Genomic DNA, 20,321 nt, shown 5'->3' on the forward strand with positions numbered 1-20,321 from the left:
TCCAAGGAATTGTTACCCTTGATTTTTACGAATGATATTCAAAGCCCCACCAGCTTTAAACCATTCAATTTGTTGCGCATTGTAGGTATGGTTCGCCAAAATCTCTTCTTGCGTTCCGTCTGCATGATGTAATACAAGTGTTAAAGGTTTACCTGGTGCAAATGTTGTCAAGCCGAGAATATCAATGGTATCATTTTCCTGAATCTTGTTATAATCGTCTTTGTTTGCAAAAGTTAATCCCAACATACCTTGTTTTTTCAAGTTCGTTTCGTGAATACGTGCGAAAGATTTAACTAAAACAGCACGAACACCCAAATGACGAGGTTCCATCGCAGCATGCTCGCGGGAAGAACCTTCACCGTAGTTTTCATCACCGACTACAATTGAACCAATACCGTGTGCTTTATAGTCCCGCTGTGTTGCAGGAACAGGACCATATTCGCCTGTGAGTTGATTTTTAACGCTATCAGTCTTCTCATTGAAGAAATTCAAAGCGCCAATCAACATATTGTTTGAAATATTATCTAAGTGACCACGGTATTTTAACCAAGGACCAGCCATTGAAATATGGTCAGTAGTACATTTACCTTTTGCCTTAATCAATAATTTCAACCCTTTCAAATCCGTACCTTCCCATGGCGCAAAAGGCTCCAACAGTTGAAGACGATCAGAAGTAGGAGCTACATCAACCACCACCGAACTACCATCAGCCGCAGGTGCTTGATATCCAGGATCATCTACCGCAAAGCCTTTCGTTGGCAACTCATCCCCTACAGGCGGATCTAGCTTCACTTGTTCACCTTTATTGTTTATCAAGGTATCAGTTACCGGATTGAAACCCAAATCACCGGAAATCGCGATTGCAGCTACCAATTCTGGCGATGCAACAAATGCATAAGTATTTGGATTGCCATCTGCACGTTTTGCAAAGTTACGATTGAAAGAATGAACGATTGTATTTTTCTCTTGTTTATCGGCACCTACACGATCCCACATACCGATACAAGGACCACATGCATTGGTAAAAATTGTCGCATTGAGGTCTTCAAAAGTTTTCAGCAATCCATCACGATCAGCCGTAAAACGTACTTGCTCTGACCCTGGATTAATACCAAATTCAGCTTTTGTAATCAATCCTTTATCAACTGCTTGTTTTGCAATGGAGGCAGCACGGGATAAATCTTCATAAGAAGAGTTTGTACACGAACCGATCAATCCCCATTCCACTTGCAATGGCCAGCCATTCTTTTCAGCTTCTTCGCGCATGCGTGAAACTGGTGTATACAAATCTGGCGTAAAAGGACCATTTAGAGAAGGCTCCAGCTCAGATAGATTGATTTCTATTAACTGATCAAAATACTGCTCAGGATTAGCATAAACTTCGGCATCCGCTGTCAAGTGCTCTTTAATCACATTTGCCGCATCCGCCACTTCGGCACGACCGGTAGCACGTAAATAACGCTCCATGGATTCGTCGTACCCAAAAGTTGAGGTTGTCGCACCAATTTCAGCGCCCATGTTACAGATTGTTCCTTTTCCTGTACAAGATAAAGACTCCGCACCTTCGCCAAAATACTCAACGATAGCACCTGTCCCGCCTTTTACAGTCAAGATACCTGCAACTTTCAAGATCACGTCTTTTGCTGCAGCCCATCCGCTGAGCTTACCCGTCAATTTTACACCGATCAGCTTAGGAAATTTAAGCTCCCAAGGCAAACCTGCCATAACATCACAAGCATCAGCTCCACCCACACCGATCGCAACCATACCTAAACCGCCGGCGTTCACCGTATGCGAGTCTGTTCCGATCATCATACCGCCTGGAAAAGCATAGTTTTCCAAAACAACCTGGTGAATAATACCTGCTCCGGGTTTCCAGAAACCGATACCATACTTATTGGACACAGAACTCAAAAAGTTAAATACTTCAGAGCTTTCGTTTTTAGCTCGTGCTAAATCTTTGTCTGCTCCTTCTTTCGCCTGAATCAAGTGATCACAGTGTACAGTAGAAGGAACTGCTACCTTTGGACGACCAGCTTGCATAAATTGCAATAATGCCATCTGTGCAGTTGCATCCTGCATAGCAACGCGATCTGGAGCAAAGTCGACGTAAGAAACGCCACGTTTGTAATCTTCAGTAGCATTGCCATCCCAAAGGTGGGCATACAAAATTTTCTCAGATAAAGTCAAAGGTTTGTTAACCACTTGACGAGCCGCAGCAATGCGCTCGTCATATTGGCTATAGACCTTTTTAATCATATCTATATCAAAAGCCATATCTCTCTAATTTATGTTGTTTAATTAAGTTACTAAACCCTAATCACTCATTATTTTGTTGGAATAGGCGCAAACTTTGTTAAGTTAATGCCTTCCACAGCAGCTTTATATTCTTCGATATTCGGAATACGGCCCAAGATTGCTGAAAGAACAACAACTGGAGTTGATGCTAATAAAGACTCCCCTTTTTTACCATCCCTGTCTTCAACCACACGTCCTTGGAATAAGCGTGTTGAAGTAGCCATTACCGTGTCACCTTTAGCTGCTTTTTCCTGGTTACCCATACAAAGGTTACAACCAGGGCGTTCCAAGTACATAATATTCTCGTATTCAGTACGTGCAGTACTTTTTGGTAAAGCATCGCTAAATTCAAATCCAGAGTATTTTTGTAAGAATTCCCAATCGCCTTCAGCTTTCAGCTCATCAATGATATTGTACGTTGGCGCTGCAACGACCAAAGGAGCTTCAAACGTAACAACACCTTTTTGCTGTTCGATGTTTTTCAACATCTTCGATACGATTTTCAAATCGTCTTTGTGAACCATACAAGAACCGACGAAACCTAAGTCTACCTTTTTGTTGCCACCGTAGTACGAAAGGTCGCGAATTGTATCGTGTGTATAACGTTTGGAAACATCTGCATTATTCACATCCGGGTCAGCAATCATTGGTTCTTCGATGATATCCAGATCAATAACAACCTCAGCATAATATTTTGCATTGGTATCTGGAGTTAAAGCAGGCTTAGCGCCAGATTTAATTTCCTCAATACGTTTATTCGCCTTGTCAATTAAGCCTTGCAAAACATTGTTTTTGTTTTCCATGCCTTTATCGATCATAATCTGGATACGGTTTTTAGCGATCTCCAATGATTCGATCAACGTATTATCCTGCGAAATACAAATAGAAGCTTTCGCCTTCATTTCTGCTGTCCAGTCAGTAAAAGTAAATGCCTGATCGGCCAAAAGCGTTCCGATATGAACTTCAATAATTCTGCCTTGGAAAACGTTCTCGCCAGCAAATTGCTGCAGCATCTGTGCTTGTGTAGCATGAACCACATCACGGAAATCCATGTGTTCTTTCATACTGCCTTTAAACGTAACTTTTACCGATTCAGGGATTGGCATAGAAGCTTCACCTGTCGCTAAAGCTAGTGCAACCGTACCAGAGTCAGCACCAAAAGCAACGCCTTTAGACATACGGGTATGCGAGTCGCCTCCGATAATGATTGCCCACTCATCAATTGTAATATCATTTAATACCTTATGAATAACGTCTGTCATCGAATGATATACACCTTGAGGGTCACGTGCTGTGATCAATCCAAAGTCATTCATAAATTTCATCAGTTTTGGAATATTCGCTTGTGCTTTTTTATCCCAAACCGATGCCGTATGACAGCCCGATTGATAAGCGCCGTCTACAGTAGGTGCAATTACAGTCGCAGCCATTGCTTCAAGCTCTTGCGCTGTCATCAAACCTGTTGTATCCTGAGAACCAACAATATTTACTTTAACGCGAACGTCAGAACCGGCATGTAACACTTTACCTGGAGCTACACCAACCGCATTTTTATTAAAAATTTTCTCTACAGCAGTCAACCCTTGTCCTTCAATCGTGATTTCTTTTGATGGAGCAAACACTGTCGGCGCTTGAATGCCTAACGTTTCCGCTGCAAAAGTTTGGATTTTTTTACCAAAGACAATAGCATAAGAACCACCCGCTTTGATAAATTCCATTTTTTGTGGAGTCAAAGCTTTGGAAATATCGATCAGCTCCTGCTCGCCATTATATAATTTTTTAGTCTTGGTATTGATCGTTAAGACAGTACCTGTAGCGACAGAATAAGCTTCTTCAAGGATTGGCTCATTTTTCTCGTTACGGATTACGTTGCCATTTTCATCCACTTTCTTCACCCAGTTTTTAAGGTCTATACCGATACCTCCGGTCACATCCACTGTGGTCAAGAAAATAGGTGAGATACCATTTGTACCGCCTACAATTGGTGCGATGTTCACAAAAGGAACATAAGGACTCGCTTGTTTACCCGTCCATAATGCAACGTTGTTGACACCCGACATACGAGATGACCCCACACCCATTGTTCCTTTCTCAGCAATTAACATGACACTTTTACCAGGGTGTTGCGCCTGTAAGGCAACGATCTGTTGCTGTGCTTCAGGTGTGATCATACATTTTCCATGTAGTTCACGATCTGAACGCGAGTGCGCCTGGTTACCTGGCGACAATAAATCTGTCGAGATATCACCCTCACCAGCGATAAAAGTAATCACCTGAATTTCCTCAGCAACCTCAGGCAGTTTTGTAAAAAACTCTGCTTTTGCGTAGCTTTCTAAAATATCTTTTGCAACATCATTGCCTTGTTCAAAAGCTTCTTTCAAACGAGCGGTATCCGCGTCATATAGGAAAACTTGTGTTTTAAGAACCTCAGCTGCCTGTTTTGCAATAGCTAGGTCTGTACCCAAAGCCAGGTCCAATAAAACCTTGATTGAAGGACCACCCTTCATATGTGACAACAATTCAAAAGCGAAATCAGGTGTAATTTCAGCAACAACTGATTCACCCAAAACAATTTCCTTCAGAAATTGCGCTTTAACACCCGCTGCAGGCGTAGTACCCGGCAACGTGTTGTAAATAAACAATCTTAAAGATTCAGCTCTATTTTCATTGTTTAAATCTTTAATCTGAGCAATTACCTCACTTAGTAATTCTGCTCCGTCAATAGGCTTAGGATGTAATCCTTGGCCTTCTCGTTCTACAACCTCTTGTACGTAATCGTTGTAAATACTCATAGATATCTATCTTTCTATTTTATGGGCAGCCTAAAAACACATTGTCTTTCTATGCTACCATGTCTGTAATATAATTAAGCTAATACGCCATCTATCGGGTCCTCCCTGACAAATCACAAATTAGCCCTTCCACTTCATGTTTTGAAGCTGATCTATTTGTCGTAAATCAACTTGTATGACTAATTACAAAAATAGTGAAAATCCAACTTTAAACGCATGCATTCCATTTATTTAAATCAATTTGGAATTGTTCTAAACAGCATTTATGCAATCCTGCCATCTTTTTTTGAAATCCGCTATATTGTATTTATTTCTTTCAAAAAAAAGGTGATTTAAATTATTAAATCACCTTTTCGTTTTATATACTTTCTACAGTTATATCAATGTCTTTTAATGCTTTCACGGTTTCCAGAGGATCTGTCGCGTTGAATACAAATGAACCTGCCACCAGCACATCTGCTCCGGCTTTCAATAACTGTGCTGCATTCGCAGTCGTTACTCCCCCATCGATTTCAATCATCAGACCATCATTCACTCCCTGTGCCATGACCCTTAGTTCCTGTACCTTGGCATAGGTATTTGGAATAAATTTCTGACCGCCGAAACCTGGGTTAACCGACATGATACAAACCAAGTCCAGATCCGCAAGAACATCTTTTAAAAGTGCTACTGGCGTATGTGGATTCAATGCAACGCCTGCTTTACAGCCCAATTCTTTAATAGCAGCCAGTGTACGATGCAAATGTGTACAGGCCTCGTAATGCACGGTAATGATTGCTGCACCCGAGTCTTTACATACCTGCAGATAACGGTCTGGATCAACAATCATCAAATGTACATCCAAAGGTTTAGCAGCATGTTTTGCAATAGCCTGCATAACTGGAAATCCAAAAGAGATATTTGGAACGAAAACACCATCCATAATATCAATATGAAACCAATCTGCCTCACTGTTGTTTACCATGATGATATCATCGTATAATTTTGCAAAGTCTGCAGCAAGAACGGATGGTGCAATTAGATGTGATTTTGTTGACATGTTGTATTTTTTTGCAAAGATAACAAGTATTTTTGGTTCATCACAGCGTTTACCCGATTTAATACCTCTAAACGACAATTGGCTGAAGCTGCAGAAAATAATTATAATTACATTTGTATATTAACATGACAATAAAATACAGCTCACCGTGGGAAGACTAAAAATAAAATACAGAAGAGAATTAAATACAACGGAGAACCTCGTCCGAAAAATTGGATTAATACTTATCACCATTATTCTGATCTGTATATTCCTTCCCAAACAGCCTCGTTTTCGCTATGAATTCCAAAAGGGAAAAGTATGGAATCATGAGAATCTGATATCACCCTATAATTTTGCCATATTAAAAACGCAGGAGGAATTGAATGCGGACAAGAAAAGTATCTTAAACACGATTCAACCGATTTATAATGCCAATACGACAACAAGCAAAGAGCAAATTGATCAGTTCAACACGGATCTTGCCGAAAAGTGGCAAAGCAGCAAATTGGATACAACGCATGAAAATATAGTAGATTATAGAAATGCCGGTAATGCCATCTTAAGCCATCTCTATGGCAAAGGCATTCTGTCATTGAACAATCGGTTTCAGAACCGCAGCAATGACAAATCTCCAGCTTCCAAGCATTACAACTTTACACTGATCCAGGACAAAGTTGCCAGCCAAAAAAACACGGCCGACTGTTACACCATCGAAAGCTCTTATGGTTATATGGATGAAATTATGCCCAAATTGACCAAGATAAAGCAAAAGAGCTGGCTGGAGGAAACTTTAAAAAATTACATTACCATTAACTACATCTACAACGATCAACAAACAGAAGCTTTAGAACAAAATGCCATTGCAAACATATCGGCTACGCGCGGTGTGGTCCAAAAGGGAGAACTGATCGCTGAAAAGGAGAAAATCATATCCAATGAGACGTACCAGAAACTCGAGTCGCTTCGTAAGGTATATGAAGATGAAGGCAAGATCAGCGGAAATCAAAACTATGTGACCCTTGGGCAATTTCTGATTATCTCGCTTGCCCTGTCTATTTTGATGGTATTCCTTTTTCTTTTCCGTAAGGACATCTATTTTAACAATAGGTTGCTGGTCATTATCATGATTGTGATCATTGGTATGCTCGCTGTCCTATCTTGGGCGATCAAAATCAAAATCCCTAATCTCTATTACATCCCATTTTGCGCCGTCCCCATTATTATTCGTATCCTTTTTGATACGCGTGTAGCACTCAATATCCATCTGTTGATGGTTCTGCTAGCAGGTCTTTTTGTACCGAATAGTTTTGAGTTTGTCTTTTTACAATTTATGGCGGGGATAGTTGCGATATATAGTATTAAAACATTGGTCAAACGAGAGCAGCTGTTCATTTCCTCTGCTATTATCCTCGGTACCTATTGGATTGCTTACATTGGCTTGGTCGTCACGAGAAATGGATCTATAGACACCATTTACTGGTCCGACCTCCTTCCCTTTTTCGTAAGTGTCATGATTACCTTGTTGGCTTATCCAATGATCTATGCATTCGAAAAGTTATTTGGTATTGTATCTGATCTAACACTCATGGAGCTTACCAATAGTAACTCCAAGTTATTGCGGGAGCTCTCTTTTAAAGCTCCGGGAACATTTCAACACTCCTTACAGGTGGCTAATCTAGCGGAAGCCGCTATCTACAAAATTGGCGGGAATCCGCTGTTGGTCCGCGCCGGAGCCCTGTACCACGACATCGGGAAATTGACAAATCCCCAGTTTTTCATCGAGAATCAGAAGACAGAAAAAAACCCGCATGATGAGCTTTCACCGGAACAAAGTGCGCAGATTATTATATCACATGTCATCAAAGGCGTCGATATCGCCAAAAAACATCAATTGCCTGACGTGATCCTGGATTTTATCCGCACACACCACGGAACAACGCGTGTTGACTATTTTTATAACGTTTTTGTCAAGAACAACCCCGATAAACTGGTTGACGAGTCTTTATTTACCTACCCCGGACCTATTCCTTTTTCCAAGGAAACAGCTGTACTTATGATGGCGGATTCGGTCGAAGCCGCATCCCGTGCATTAAAAGAACCATCTGAAGAATCTATCAATAACCTTGTCGATAAAATTATCGAACATAAATTGATGCGGGGGCAGTTCAATAATAGTAACATTACGCTAAAAGATATCACCGAATCTGCAGTTATTTTTAAGGCAATGCTCAAAAGTATCTACCATGTTCGGGTAGATTATGATTTAAGCAAAAAAACAATGTAATTTTAATTGTCAAACAACAAATTGAATTTCAAACGCTTATTGCAACATTACATTTTTTTTGCATTTTTTTTAATATTTAGACTTTGCAGAATCAAATAATTGCCTTATGTTTGCAATGTCAAAACGAGGAAGGGTGCCTGAGTGGCCGAAAGGAACAGTTTGCTAAACTGTCGTACTGGAAACGGTACCGCGGGTTCGAATCCCGCCTCTTCCGCCAAGACAAAAAGGCTTTCTGAGAAATCAGAAAGCCTTTTTTTTGTTTTTGGAGCAGGGGCAGCACTTAAAGTATATCTACACTCGTATTAAATTCATTGTAAAAGCCACTTGCGTTATTTTCGCTTGCTGATCAGATTATCACCATCGTTGCGTTGCAGTTTGTCCCCCTCAATGACGACAGCGATTTTTATTTTTTACACAAGCGCAGCTTATTCTCTCGTACACTTTTTGGGTAGCAGCAAACGAAGATCAGGTGGTGGTCAGATTATCTCTTTCTACAGTGCTTGTTCAGTGCTTGTTCAGTGTTTGTTCAGTGATCACTCAGTATAGACTGTATAAGCAGTGACTAATCACTGTCTAAAGATTGATTGAATATTGTTATTACCTACCGCTTGGTATTAGAATGTTTCCGTTTTATTTTTGTTCTTGATTAGCTACCAACCTAATCAGGCAATTATGAGTCATCAAAAATGGTGTTCATGAAACTGTTTTCTGGAAGGCAGACTGCCTTACTGCGCAGGGAGATCTTATTATATTGGAAATAGTAGTAAGATACGGCATTCTTATTATTACAATTAATTACATATACACCAACAGCTGCTGCTTCTATTAGGAATTTGCATCTTAAATTAAAATGATCAAACCCGAATTTGAAATTTGGATATAAGATCGTCTTGATTTTTCGAAGAGCGAAAATCCTGAAATTGCTCAATCTAGCATCGATTTAATACGAAAAACACTTCTAGGTATTAAGGTTAAATTGCAGCTGTTTGAACCGGGCGACCAACTATTTTCCTGCGTTCATACAGAATCAACAGCGGCGCATACCCCGGACATATCATCTATACCATAAAATCCGGCAATAGCGCAATTACAAATCTCGTCGATCTGATACATTCACCTATCCTAGTTTCCCAGCCTCATTGGGGAACCCAATGGGATATTGATTTCAATCGTGCTGTGGACACACGGATAAAAATACTTGATCGTTCAAGTTTACCTTTTTTTCTTACGTTTTAATTTCCCAAAAACTTCTCGGTTGAACATTAATGCTATAATCCTAAATTTGAAAAAATAATCAACTTCATCCCCTGCTTGAACGCAAGCTCTCGATCAATTCCCCTAAACTCTCTCAACATCACTTGAAAAATCCGAGTCGAAAGGTTCATCACAGGATTCTTTTTACAATATTCAATCGGATAAATAAAGAAATTCTCAAATGCTTAAAAAGTCGCCCGGAAACAAATACGGTATGTGATTTCGTGCCTGCCCAAATATCCCAGTGATGAAGCTGGCCAGGAAAGACTATGTGTAACTGCTTACCGTTTATTTCATAGGCAACCCCATCGATAGTATGCGTGCCACCACCTCTTTCAAACAACAAAAACGAAAAAAAATCAAGTCCGATAGGCTCATTTCTAAACATCTGCCGCTCAGTCTTGAAATATAGAATCTCTTCTTTTGTCGCCCTCAATTCCTGAAAATATTCGAAATGCTCTATATCATAATTTTTGTTTTTCATCCTATCCAATTATTTGCAACAAATGACGCCATCAACATCTTTGACATGATCAGAACGCCATCCATATGATTCTAGGGAACCTGTCCCATATGTGTGAGAAAATTTATCCATTCTCCCTCAACAGAAAATAATATCGAATTAAAATAACATTGAATTTATCGATTCTCAAAACGTAAGCAGCAAAATGAATGATTTGATAAAGCATATAGATGAATTTTATAAACGATTTTTCATTTCACCTACTACCAAGAAGAAATGATTACATTAAAACAGGCCCCTATTCACAAAAAATAGATTAGTAGTGCAGCACTCTTCCCACTGATATACTTGTTGGCCAAATAGCTCTTTTAATCCCTAATAACAGCGACATGCCTAAGGTCATAAAATGTTGTTTGTGGACCAATGAGAAGATCAAACCAGATAATATTCCAAATTTTAATTGGAAATTTTAGCATTCCAGTCATCCAGGAAATTTTCAAGAACATCCAATGGCAAACAACCATATTTTAACACTGCGGCATGAAAAGCCTGAAAACTAAATTTCTCGCCCTGTAAGTTTTGGTATTTTTTTCTCAATTCTTTGATTTTTAGCTCCCCGATTTTATAAGAAAGTGCTTGTCCTGGCCAAGCCATATATCTTTCAACTTCTGCCTTTGCGATATTTTCGCTTATTGATTCATGATCCATCATATATACAATTGCCTGTTGTTCAGTCAGCCTTCCGGTATGAATACCAACATCAATTACTAAACGTATTGCACGGTGGATCTCATTATTTAGCGCACCCATCTTTTGATATGGATCTGTATAGCATCCCAATTGTTCACCCAAGGATTCGCAATACAGTGCCCAACCTTCCATGTAAGCATATAGGGCATTTTGTTGTTGGAAAGTAGGAAGTTCGCTATACTCCTGCTGTAATGCAATCTGATAGTGATGCCCAGGTATTGCCTCATGTATAAATGTGCATTCTAGGCCATAAAAAACTGTATTTATCTTAGTCGGGTCAGGTATCGGAACGAAAAAAATGCCAGCTCTCTTTTCTTTTAAGTTTCCTTTAATATAATAAGGACCTCCTTGTGACGCCTCTTGGTAAGGATCTACGCGTTTTATAACAAATTTCGTTTTGGGCTCCACTAAAAACATATCTTTTAAATGAGGCTGAATTTTATTATATATTTTTTGATAGGCGTCTAGCACCTGTTCTGGGGTTTTAAATGGCCTAAACCTTTGATCTGTGCGCAAAAATCTAAAATAATCTTTTAAAGAGCCTTTAAAGCCATTGAGAACCATATTTTGTTCCATTTCATGGGTTATACGGTCCACCTCTTTAAGCCCGATCTGATAAATCTGGTCGGGACTAAGTGTAGAGCTGGTCGTATATAACTTGATGTAGTACTGGTACATTTTATCCCCGTCAGGAAGACTATTCAAGCCCGATTGTAAAGATGCAAAAGGCATATAATCGTATTGTAAATAACTTGCTAACTTCGCATAGGAATTCAAGACATAATTAGGAATAACCTCGTTGTATAGCATTGTCAATTTTTTCCTTTCCTCATGGGAAAAGTTTTCCGGAAATTGTTGCAATGGCCTGTAAAAAACACTTTTTAAAGTATCTCTTTCGCCGAGCGCGATCAATTGTGGAATCATACGGCCAACCAGAGACCTTGGTAGAACAACTCCCGCTTTCTTCCCTTTCTCGAAATTTGCGATAGCAGTATCTGCCCAGGCCTTAAAAGAGATCATCCTTTTAGACCAATTTGTATAATCTTCAATGGTATGAAATGGCTGGGGACCATTGGTCGAACCAAATAGTGCAAGGTCTGTTGGAACCGAAGCTGTAAACTGATTAAAAGGAATATATTCAAAATGCATAGAGAGCCCCTCTAAACCCGTTTTTAACGTATAATCCAATACATCATAGGAAATACGATCTGCCTCTGTCAAGTTTTGCCTATCGAATTGCTGTAATTCGTTTAAACATGACTGATAGAAATTTTTCTTAGCGACTAAAAAATCAAAAGAACCCTCGTTCTGAAGCAAGTCATCGTAGACATGAATACCATCCGCTGTTGCTTGGAGCGGATTGAAATAGCACTCTTTTTCATAGTATTTTTCAAATAGCCTATGTAAAGCACTTAAATGCTGTCCCATAGATTTTCTCGAGTACAAGATAGAGGAGAGCAACAATACAGTTGTTAAAATTTTCTTTTTCATTGGAATTAAAGCTTTAATCATAAATAATCCATCTGGACCATTTTCCTTATGATCAAAGTTAAAATCAACGCGCTAGACAAAATTGTACCCAATTAGCCTCAACTTTTTTTTCTACATCCGTTGATACTGACTCGGCGTGATCCCCATAAACCTTTTGTAGGTTTTAATAAAATGAGCCTGATCAGCAAAGCCACAATTGAATGCTATTTCTGTGAGTGATAGCTTCTTTAATCTGATCATGGGTAATGCCTTTTCAATTTTAATCCGCCGAAGATAATCTCCAATTGTACAACCAAAATATTGAGGAAAATATCGAGAGATTGTAACCGGATGCAAATTCATTTCTTCAGAAATATAACTTAACGATAATGGAATATCCCAATGATCATACAAAAAATCTTTGATACGGAAAATCCACGCTGGCCCTATACGCTTAATGGGAGTGGTACATGTCAAAAGCAGGACGGAAAGTTGCTCCATTGCCAATAAACTTTGTTGGTCGTCTAAATAATGTTCCCCCATTATCTTTACTAAACCGCTTGTGCCCCATTGAATACCATTCGAAAACATACAGGATTCATCTGGTATATTTAAATCATATTTAGTTAGAAAATCTTCGGTAAATTCAAGATTAAAGATTCTTGTCCCTTTTATATAACCAATATTCTGGTGGATAATACCGGGATAGTAATATAGAGAAGTACCCTGTTGCTGCCGATTTTTCTCATTCTGCCTGATTTCAACACTTCCACCATTCAAAATATGTGAAAAATGTGGATTCTGATGACAATGCCAATCAGAGATAATACCAGCCTCGTAATAAATATCAGAAGTAATGATACCAGCAAAAGAACTTTGGCTAACTTCGTTCCCAATATACTTACCAGCTTCTAATACGAGCAGCTTATTGTTTTCATTTTCCACAGCTTTCCCCCTATTTTAAATGTAATTTCATATTTCCGCAATGATAAATATAATTAAAATTCATGTGCTAAAAAGATCGACCCGACTAGCCCTATCACTTATCTAAAGATTCCAACATACTTTCTCTCGAACGAAAGTCCAGCCTTTTTATTTTACAACTTCCTCGCAAGCTATTTCTTCGTTCGGGACACTCCACAAAAAATACCTGAAACCAGTGATAAGGGTTATGGACCAATTCGTCTATTTTTGCAGGAAAGGAGAGTGAAAAATGAGAAAACTAATGGGATGCTATTTAATCATCTTTGTCATCGGACCATTTTGTTCAAAGGCGCAGGAAAACTTAAAATTTGACGATAATTTCAACCTATGGAACATACAAAAGGGTCAGTCGGCAACTGTTTTTGCCACAAAAGCTTATGTGCGTGCTCAACCTAGTCTTAAGGCAGCAATCGTAGATTCTTTATCGGTAGGAAATGTCGTTACGATCACCAGCGCGCCTTTCAAAGGAAATACGCTGAAAAATTTTTATGCACCTTGGCACCAAATAAGCTATTTCGAAGGCAGTATCAAAAAAAGTGGATTTATTTGGCTCGGATTATTAGCGCTCGGAAAACAAACCGCTTCGGACGGCTCGCAATATATTTACGGTTTTGAACGTTTTACCAAAAGTATCAACGAACAGGAACAGGATCATTTTTCAACAGTGGTAAAACTTCTCGACGCAAAAGGAAATTTTCTAGCTGAACACACCTTCCCTTTCGCCTATTCAGAACAAACCTTCTCTCAGAGTAAATTGCTGCCGGCCATGGGGCTGCAAAATGTCAAACAAATCATACGCATCGAATTTCTGGGGGAAGCCTGTGGTATACCTTCTGAGTACAACTATGTGGCCTGGACAGGACAACGACTTGTAGATCTTCCCAGCAGGTATTCTGTTAGTGATGCTGGTGTGTTCTATTACGATGAAAAGATTCTTTTCCCTTCCGAACACGGAAAAAATAATCAGATTATCTATAAATACATCGAAGAGGGAGAAGCTATTGACGACGATGCAGAAAATCCGAATTTCAAGATCACAAAAAAAAGTGAAGAATTTCTATGGAACGGTAATAGCTTTGAAAAGCTTTCAACGGCTAAATAGTATTTTCCACAGATTTTAACATACTGGATACATATAAAAATTAATAAATGGAAGAAAAGAATATATATGATTTGTTCTACAGCGGACAACTAGACTTATTTATCATTGAAGGAGAAAACCAACTGCGACAAAACGATCAAGATGTTACGCTTTGGACACACCTAGCCATCGCCTATCATGATCAGGCATTCTATGAAGGCCACGAAGCTATTTTCGATGTTATTCAGGAAAAAATGATCCCCTATTTTCAAAAAGCATTGGCCATCGAACCTGATAATGAAACGACCCTATATCATATACTGAATTATGTTTTGGACAATCAAGCGACATTAGCACAAATTGGTCGTCCAAAATTTCATATTACTGAAGGCAATAAAGGTCTATTCATCGAATACGCAAAAAAACTAATCGCTTCCCCAAATATGTCCGGATATGGGCACAACTATTTAACCAATATCTACGAAGGGCTCCAGGACGATACAGCGATGCTTCCAGTTTTGGAGGCGAGCATTGATTTCGTTAAAGAAACATTCAAGGATGAACGGGAAACCTTGGATCATAATTTTTCCATCTTTTGGATAAAGAAAATATACCTGCTTGACCGTACCAAACAGATCAATGAGTCTAATATTTTAGCTTTAATGGAAGCTGATTTTAAGCATTTCATCAGCAGCAATGAAATGAATTATGTGGATCTCGCTGAAATTGCTTACGAAAATAAAGCAATCGACCTAGCACTGCAAATTTTACTTAAGCTTATCAAAGGGGAAAACTCAGCCCTGCATATCCATCAGGAGTTGGTCAAATGGCATACTCGTTTTGAGGAATTGATTGCCGAGGGGTATGAGCACCCTGAGGTCTTCTACTATCAGCTTATCATTGAGCGCAATTACTCAGAAGAAATCGGAATCCCGCTTGACTATTATTATCTCCATGCACTCAAATTGGTCGATGCCTATCCTGATTCTTATGTCGGTTACCATTTTGCGGCAGCCTATCTCTATGACGAGGGGCAGTATGCCGCGGCTATTCCGCATCTAACAATGGTAGGTGAACGAAAATGGAATGCAACATCCTGGCGACGCCTAGTTGAATGCACCTTTAAAGCTAATGGAACAGTTTACGATCAGGTTCCTACTTTCCATGACCTTCCCCGTGAATGTTATAATGAAGCTGTCACGCTATCTGATTTTATTCACGCTCAGGACAACTTAACCACAGTTGATCAATCTGCACTACAATTGCTCGTCCTCGAACTTTATCGTCAAGCCTACGACGCTTTCAACGAGTATTTTGAACAGAATAAATATGAAAGTGACTACTTTGGGGGCTCCCACAACAGAGCTATGAATTGTAATAATCTAGCGTTAGCGTATAAGGCAGCAGGAGAACTGGAAATCTGTTATGCTATCGCCACCGAAGGATTAAGCTATTCCGACTTTGAAGAACTTCATTTCACCCGAGCCGATGCCTTGTCAGCATTGGAAGATTACGCACGTCTGGAGGAGGTACTTCAACAATACTTTGACACCTATCAGATCTCGCTGGAAGCCACCCTGGAGCAGCAAGCATTTACCTCCGAAGAAGATGAAGAAGCTGAAGATATGGAGTCTGTTGTATTTCCTCCCTGTTACCGCATGCTTATGCATCAAATCGATGTTGAATACCAGCTAGGTCGATCAGCGAATATTCAATCCCGGGCCCAACAGCTCCTCGAGTTTATTTACAAATTCTATATTGATCATCCCAATTTAGACGACTACCAGTATCGTGATTTTGAGGCATCAAAGAATGGGATCGAACATATTATCTATCAGATAATCGAGCCGGATAATTTTGAGCAACGTGTCTCCTATTACGAAAATATGGCACAACGGTACCCACATGAAGCACAGCCTCAATATGTGTTGATGCAGCTATATAATGAAAAGAGCAATTACAAGTCCATGAACCTCGCTGCACAGAAATACCTTAAAAATAAACGGGAATTTATCATCGATAATTTCGATAAAGCAAAGACGCTCTATCTCATTGTTAAAAGCCATTACTATCTTACGGAATTTAGCGCAGGTATAGAAACATTCCAAACGTATGACAACTGGGTACAGTCTGTCATGGAGCCTAATGATTATGTCCTTTGGTTAAAATTTGGAATTGAACTTTTGGCCGAAAACGGAGATATAGATGAAGTAAATAAATACGTCAGTGTTTTCAACGGTATTTATCAGCAATGTGATTGGGGCTACGACGATGATGTCGAATCGGTTAAATTAGCAGAGGCATATGCAAACTATAAAACAGGGAATCTGAAAAAAGCACACAATTTGCTTGATGAAGTGCTCGCCTATTCGGATCATTCTCCTTTAGCTGATGAATATAAACGTACCTGGAAAAAGCCCGGCTTTTTTTCTGGTTTTAAGTTTTAAGTATTTCTTTGCTTTCCGAAAAAAGAATTCCAAACGTCGCTCCATGTTATCTGGTCCTCCCAAACTCAAATAACATGGAGCGTATAAAAAAGTCCATAATGCCAAAAAAAGTTAAAAGTGGAAGCAAATTCTACCCAAAACAACTATATTTGAGCTGATATGGTACTTAAGCGACTTATACTACTATTTTTAACCTTCGGTTTCCTTTTAAGTGCACCCGACGCTTTCGCCTGCCATAAAATGAATGCACACAGTAGTCACACACAAGGTAATACTACCACTGACAAAAAGAACCATTGTTGTTCAAAATTTAAATCTTTCCAAAAAAAGGCTTTCTGTAAACATCACAAACCATGTAAAAATTGCAATTGTCAATGCACGTATAGTGGTACATTTTTGGCAATTTCCAATCCCCTTGAACAAGGTCATGAACTTTGCTGTATAGCAATCAAAAAAAATTATAAACCCATAGCGCCAACGTTTATTTCTGAGGGATATTTTTGTCCTTGGGTCCCGCCAAAAATAAGTTAATCCATACAATCCATACATTGATCATTTATCAATCATTTTTGATTACTTATTTTTATTTATTTTTTCATCCAATCATATGAAAATCAAACATTATATTATAACAGGGGCTTTAGTACTATCCTCTTTGACAAACTATGCACAAAACAACACCGTGAACACCACTGTTAAAATTGCTGGAAACTGCGGTATGTGTAAAAAAACAATAGAAAATGCAGGAGCCGCCGCTCAGGCTAAAGTTGAATGGAACGAAGACAACCAAACAGCGACAATAGCCTATGACGGAAAGAAAACTTCCTTAGATGCTGTATTGAAAAGTATCGCAGGAGCAGGCTATGACAATGAAAAATACCTTGCCGCGGAAGATAATTATGCTAAACTACATGCTTGCTGCCAATACGAAAGAAATTTAGCTCCTCCAGCTTCAGATAGCCCACAAGACAAAAGCATTGAGCCGGTAGCTTCAGTAGATTACATCAGCAACGCAAGCAATTTTCAAAAGATCTATGACCAATACTTTCTGCTTAAAGATGCACTTGTAGCTGCGGATAGTAAACAAGCTACAGGCCTAGCAAACGATCTTGCCGATGCAATCGCTAAAATACAAACTGCTGATCTAACGAAAGCGGAACAGGAGGTCTGGAAAACCAAAACAACATCACTCAAAGCGACAGTGAAGAGCCTACAACAGGCAACGGATATCAGTAAACAACGAGAAGCCTTCGCGCTACTGTCAGAAGATATCTATAGTTTGTCCAAAAACTCGAAACCGTCTTCCTCTGTTTATTACCAAAAGTGTCCAATGTTCAACAAAGGCAAAGGTGCGACTTGGTTAAGCCGACATAAAGAAATCAAAAATCCATACTACGGCGCACAGATGCTAACATGCGGCAGCACAATTCAAACGCTTTAACAAATAACGTCGTTTAATCGACTCTTAAAAGGTTTATCTCCCCACGAGATAAACCTTTTTTTGTAATTGCTGCCGCAATGGTCGATTTTTATAAACCAAAATAGTATATTTAGTATCAACAGAAATTGGTTCGCTTAAATAACAACAGGCGTATATTATAAAACAAGGTTCAATTCATGGAAAAAGTAATTATTACAGGTGGTGCTGGAGCTATAGGTCTTCATTTAACAAAGCTATTGGTTGCCAATTTCTATGAAGTTATTATTTTTACCAGAAATCCGAAGTCCCATCCCGTACAAAACAATGTCCGATATGTACATTGGGATCCCAGTAAGCAGGAGATTGACGTCAAATCAATTCAGGAAGCCGACTATATCATTAACCTGGCGGGTGCAAACCTCAATTCGAAACGCTGGACAAAATCCTATCAGCAAGAAATTATTGCCAGCAGGGTTGAAAGTGGGCAACTGCTCTATCAAAGTCTAAAACAAATACCAAATCAAGTAAAAGCAGTCATATCTGCCTCCGCTATAGGTTGGTATGGAGCAGACGATCAGTACCAAAACAAACCTTTTGAAGAAGGAGATCCACAAGGCGGAAATTTTCTCTCCTGGGTATGTAACCTCTGGGAAGGAAGCGTGAAACCTATCGAAACATTGGGAAAAAGACTCATTGTTTTCCGTTTTGGGGTAGTTATCAGCAAAGATCAGGGCCTACTCAAAGAAATCAACCGTTTCCTACCCTTTCGGTCAATTCCGGTATTAGGCTCTGGAAAACAGATACTCAGTTGGATCCATATGGATGATCTCTGTCGGATGCTGCTCTTTGGCATACAAAATGATACCATAGCCGGAATTTATAATGCCTGTTCATCCGAACCACTTCCCCTCGCGGAGTTTGCAAAAAGAATAGCCAAACGTAAATACGGTCCATTCTATATTCCCCTACCCGTCCCGTCATTTTTGATTAAATTTATGCTTGGAAAAAAAGGGCAGGAAATGGTGCTCAATGGTACTTGGGTAAGCAACAAAAAGATAATACATGAAAAATTCCCTTTTAAATATCCCCTTTTGGACAATAATTGTATAGATAATTTACATATTGATTAATTGTTAATTCGCGTTAATTTCTGCCCTTTTTAGGACAAAATCCGTATATTTGCGGCTTATGAAGATTTTTAGATATGGCGCAAAGGGCTCCGAAAAAGCGGGAGTCATTTTAAACGAAAAGAAATATGATGTTTCAGAGGGAAATTTTCAATACAACCGCGATTTCTTTGCGGATATTGCAAATTTAGAAAGGCTTCAAACATATATAAATGAAAAAGGCGACACGCTTAAAGAGATAGCCGACGACGAGCGTATCGGTACACCATTGGAAGCTCCGTCCAAAATACTTTGTGTAGGGCTTAATTTCGATGATCACGTCAAAGAAACCAAATTGCAACAAGCTTCAGAGCCTATCGTATTTATGAAATCTGTATCTGCATTCAATGGCCCTTTTGATGGAATCACCCTTCCGAAGTTCTCTGTAAAATCTGATTGGGAAACCGAATTTGCCATTGTAATTGGGAAAAAAGCTTCTTATGTTACTGAAGAAGAAGCTTTGGACCATGTGTTTGGCTATGTGCTACACAATGACGTTACAGAGCGTGAATTTCAAATCGAGCGTGGCGGAACATGGGATAAAGGTAAAGGATGTGATACTTTCGCTCCTATTGGCCCATTTATAGCAACCAAAGATGAATTCACAGATATTGATAATTTAAAAATATGGCTTAAACTCAATGGTGAGCTTATGCAAGATGGCAATACAAGTGATTTTATCTATCGTGTGCCCAAATTGATTTCTTATTTAAGCCATTTTATGAGCTTACTTCCAGGCGACATCATTTCCACAGGATCACCTGCAGGATCTGGCATGGGCAAATCCCCACAAAGATTCCTGAAAGATGGCGATATCATCGAATATGGCATCGATGGACTCGGATCTGCAAAACAAGTGATTTCGGCTTATCAAGCGTTGTAAAAAACATA

The 20,321-nt window shown here is 39.3% G+C and carries 12 protein-coding genes and 1 tRNA gene; 7 read left to right on the plus strand and 6 right to left on the minus strand.

All coding sequences use genetic code 11. The features are described from left to right. Window positions 1–12 precede the first annotated feature (12 nt). The 3 genes from K2F45_RS14775 to rpe all read right to left on the minus strand — a co-directional run bounded on the left by K2F45_RS14775 (window position 13) and on the right by rpe (window position 6,129). On the minus strand, window positions 13–2,277 hold the full coding sequence (locus tag K2F45_RS14775) for an aconitate hydratase (RefSeq protein WP_075992852.1): 2,265 nt from the start codon (window positions 2,275–2,277) through the stop codon (window positions 13–15). Between the two features lie 50 nt (window positions 2,278–2,327). After that, entirely contained in the window at window positions 2,328–5,090 is a 2,763-nt protein-coding gene (locus K2F45_RS14780) for a bifunctional aconitate hydratase 2/2-methylisocitrate dehydratase (protein ID WP_248931752.1), read from the minus strand. 358 nt (window positions 5,091–5,448) lie between these two features. Continuing rightward, the gene (gene rpe, locus K2F45_RS14785) at window positions 5,449–6,129 is read right to left on the minus strand and encodes a ribulose-phosphate 3-epimerase (protein ID WP_075992854.1); all 681 of its coding nucleotides are present in this window, start codon (window positions 6,127–6,129) and stop codon (window positions 5,449–5,451) included. A gap of 148 nt (window positions 6,130–6,277) precedes the next feature. Here rpe and K2F45_RS14790 point away from each other — a divergent pair, with 148 nt between their 5' ends. Beyond that, on the plus strand, window positions 6,278–8,395 hold the full coding sequence (locus tag K2F45_RS14790) for an HD family phosphohydrolase (RefSeq protein ID WP_088161752.1): 2,118 nt from the start codon (window positions 6,278–6,280) through the stop codon (window positions 8,393–8,395). Between the two features lie 127 nt (window positions 8,396–8,522). Then, window positions 8,523–8,612, plus strand: a tRNA-Ser gene (locus tag K2F45_RS14795). 1,167 nt (window positions 8,613–9,779) lie between these two features. On the opposite strand, the gene K2F45_RS14800 is transcribed toward K2F45_RS14795, so the two are convergent. The 3 genes from K2F45_RS14800 to K2F45_RS14810 form a co-directional block, all read right to left on the minus strand. After that, a complete protein-coding gene (locus K2F45_RS14800) occupies window positions 9,780–10,133 on the minus strand; it encodes a hypothetical protein (RefSeq protein ID WP_088161753.1) in 354 nt (117 codons plus the stop codon). Window positions 10,134–10,568: 435 nt separating this feature from the next. Continuing rightward, window positions 10,569–12,353: a DUF885 domain-containing protein gene (locus tag K2F45_RS14805; RefSeq protein ID WP_075994831.1), complete on the minus strand. Its 1,785-nt coding sequence runs from the start codon at window positions 12,351–12,353 to the stop codon at window positions 10,569–10,571. Window positions 12,354–12,464: 111 nt separating this feature from the next. Continuing rightward, a complete protein-coding gene (locus K2F45_RS14810) occupies window positions 12,465–13,277 on the minus strand; it encodes a helix-turn-helix domain-containing protein (RefSeq protein WP_237241690.1) in 813 nt (270 codons plus the stop codon). Window positions 13,278–13,545: 268 nt separating this feature from the next. On the opposite strand from K2F45_RS14810, the gene K2F45_RS14815 reads away from it, so the two are divergent. The 5 genes from K2F45_RS14815 to K2F45_RS14835 all read left to right on the plus strand — a co-directional run bounded on the left by K2F45_RS14815 (window position 13,546) and on the right by K2F45_RS14835 (window position 20,313). After that, window positions 13,546–14,418 carry an SH3 domain-containing protein gene (locus K2F45_RS14815; protein WP_145326880.1) on the plus strand — a complete coding sequence of 291 codons (873 nt, stop codon included), beginning with the start codon at window positions 13,546–13,548 and terminating at the stop codon, window positions 14,416–14,418. A gap of 47 nt (window positions 14,419–14,465) precedes the next feature. Further along, window positions 14,466–16,844 (plus strand): hypothetical protein, encoded by a 2,379-nt coding sequence (locus tag K2F45_RS14820; RefSeq protein ID WP_145326881.1) that lies wholly within the window; start codon window positions 14,466–14,468, stop codon window positions 16,842–16,844. 607 nt (window positions 16,845–17,451) lie between these two features. Beyond that, window positions 17,452–18,285: a DUF3347 domain-containing protein gene (locus K2F45_RS14825; protein WP_075992859.1), complete on the plus strand. Its 834-nt coding sequence runs from the start codon at window positions 17,452–17,454 to the stop codon at window positions 18,283–18,285. Between the two features lie 176 nt (window positions 18,286–18,461). Beyond that, window positions 18,462–19,394: a TIGR01777 family oxidoreductase gene (locus K2F45_RS14830; protein WP_075992860.1), complete on the plus strand. Its 933-nt coding sequence runs from the start codon at window positions 18,462–18,464 to the stop codon at window positions 19,392–19,394. A 58-nt stretch (window positions 19,395–19,452) separates the two neighbouring features. Continuing rightward, window positions 19,453–20,313, plus strand: coding sequence for a fumarylacetoacetate hydrolase family protein (locus tag K2F45_RS14835; protein ID WP_075992861.1), 861 nt, complete (start codon window positions 19,453–19,455; stop codon window positions 20,311–20,313). Window positions 20,314–20,321 lie beyond the last annotated feature (8 nt).

Source organism: Sphingobacterium siyangense, from assembly GCF_023277505.1.
Taxonomy (GTDB): domain Bacteria; phylum Bacteroidota; class Bacteroidia; order Sphingobacteriales; family Sphingobacteriaceae; genus Sphingobacterium; species Sphingobacterium siyangense.

Excerpts from the sequence above, each read along its gene's own strand:
- K2F45_RS14775 (WP_075992852.1), bottom strand. The coding sequence starts at position 2,277 with ATGGCTTTTGATATAGATATGATTAAAAAGGTCTATAGCCAATATGAC.
- K2F45_RS14780 (WP_248931752.1), bottom strand. The coding sequence starts at position 5,090 with ATGAGTATTTACAACGATTACGTACAAGAGGTTGTAGAACGAGAAGGC.
- rpe (WP_075992854.1), bottom strand. The coding sequence starts at position 6,129 with ATGTCAACAAAATCACATCTAATTGCACCATCCGTTCTTGCTGCAGAC.
- K2F45_RS14800 (WP_088161753.1), bottom strand. The coding sequence starts at position 10,133 with ATGAAAAACAAAAATTATGATATAGAGCATTTCGAATATTTTCAGGAA.
- K2F45_RS14805 (WP_075994831.1), bottom strand. The coding sequence starts at position 12,353 with ATGAAAAAGAAAATTTTAACAACTGTATTGTTGCTCTCCTCTATCTTG.
- K2F45_RS14815 (WP_145326880.1), top strand. The coding sequence starts at position 13,546 with ATGAGAAAACTAATGGGATGCTATTTAATCATCTTTGTCATCGGACCA.
- K2F45_RS14820 (WP_145326881.1), top strand. The coding sequence starts at position 14,466 with ATGGAAGAAAAGAATATATATGATTTGTTCTACAGCGGACAACTAGAC.
- K2F45_RS14825 (WP_075992859.1), top strand. The coding sequence starts at position 17,452 with ATGAAAATCAAACATTATATTATAACAGGGGCTTTAGTACTATCCTCT.
- K2F45_RS14830 (WP_075992860.1), top strand. The coding sequence starts at position 18,462 with ATGGAAAAAGTAATTATTACAGGTGGTGCTGGAGCTATAGGTCTTCAT.
- K2F45_RS14835 (WP_075992861.1), top strand. The coding sequence starts at position 19,453 with ATGAAGATTTTTAGATATGGCGCAAAGGGCTCCGAAAAAGCGGGAGTC.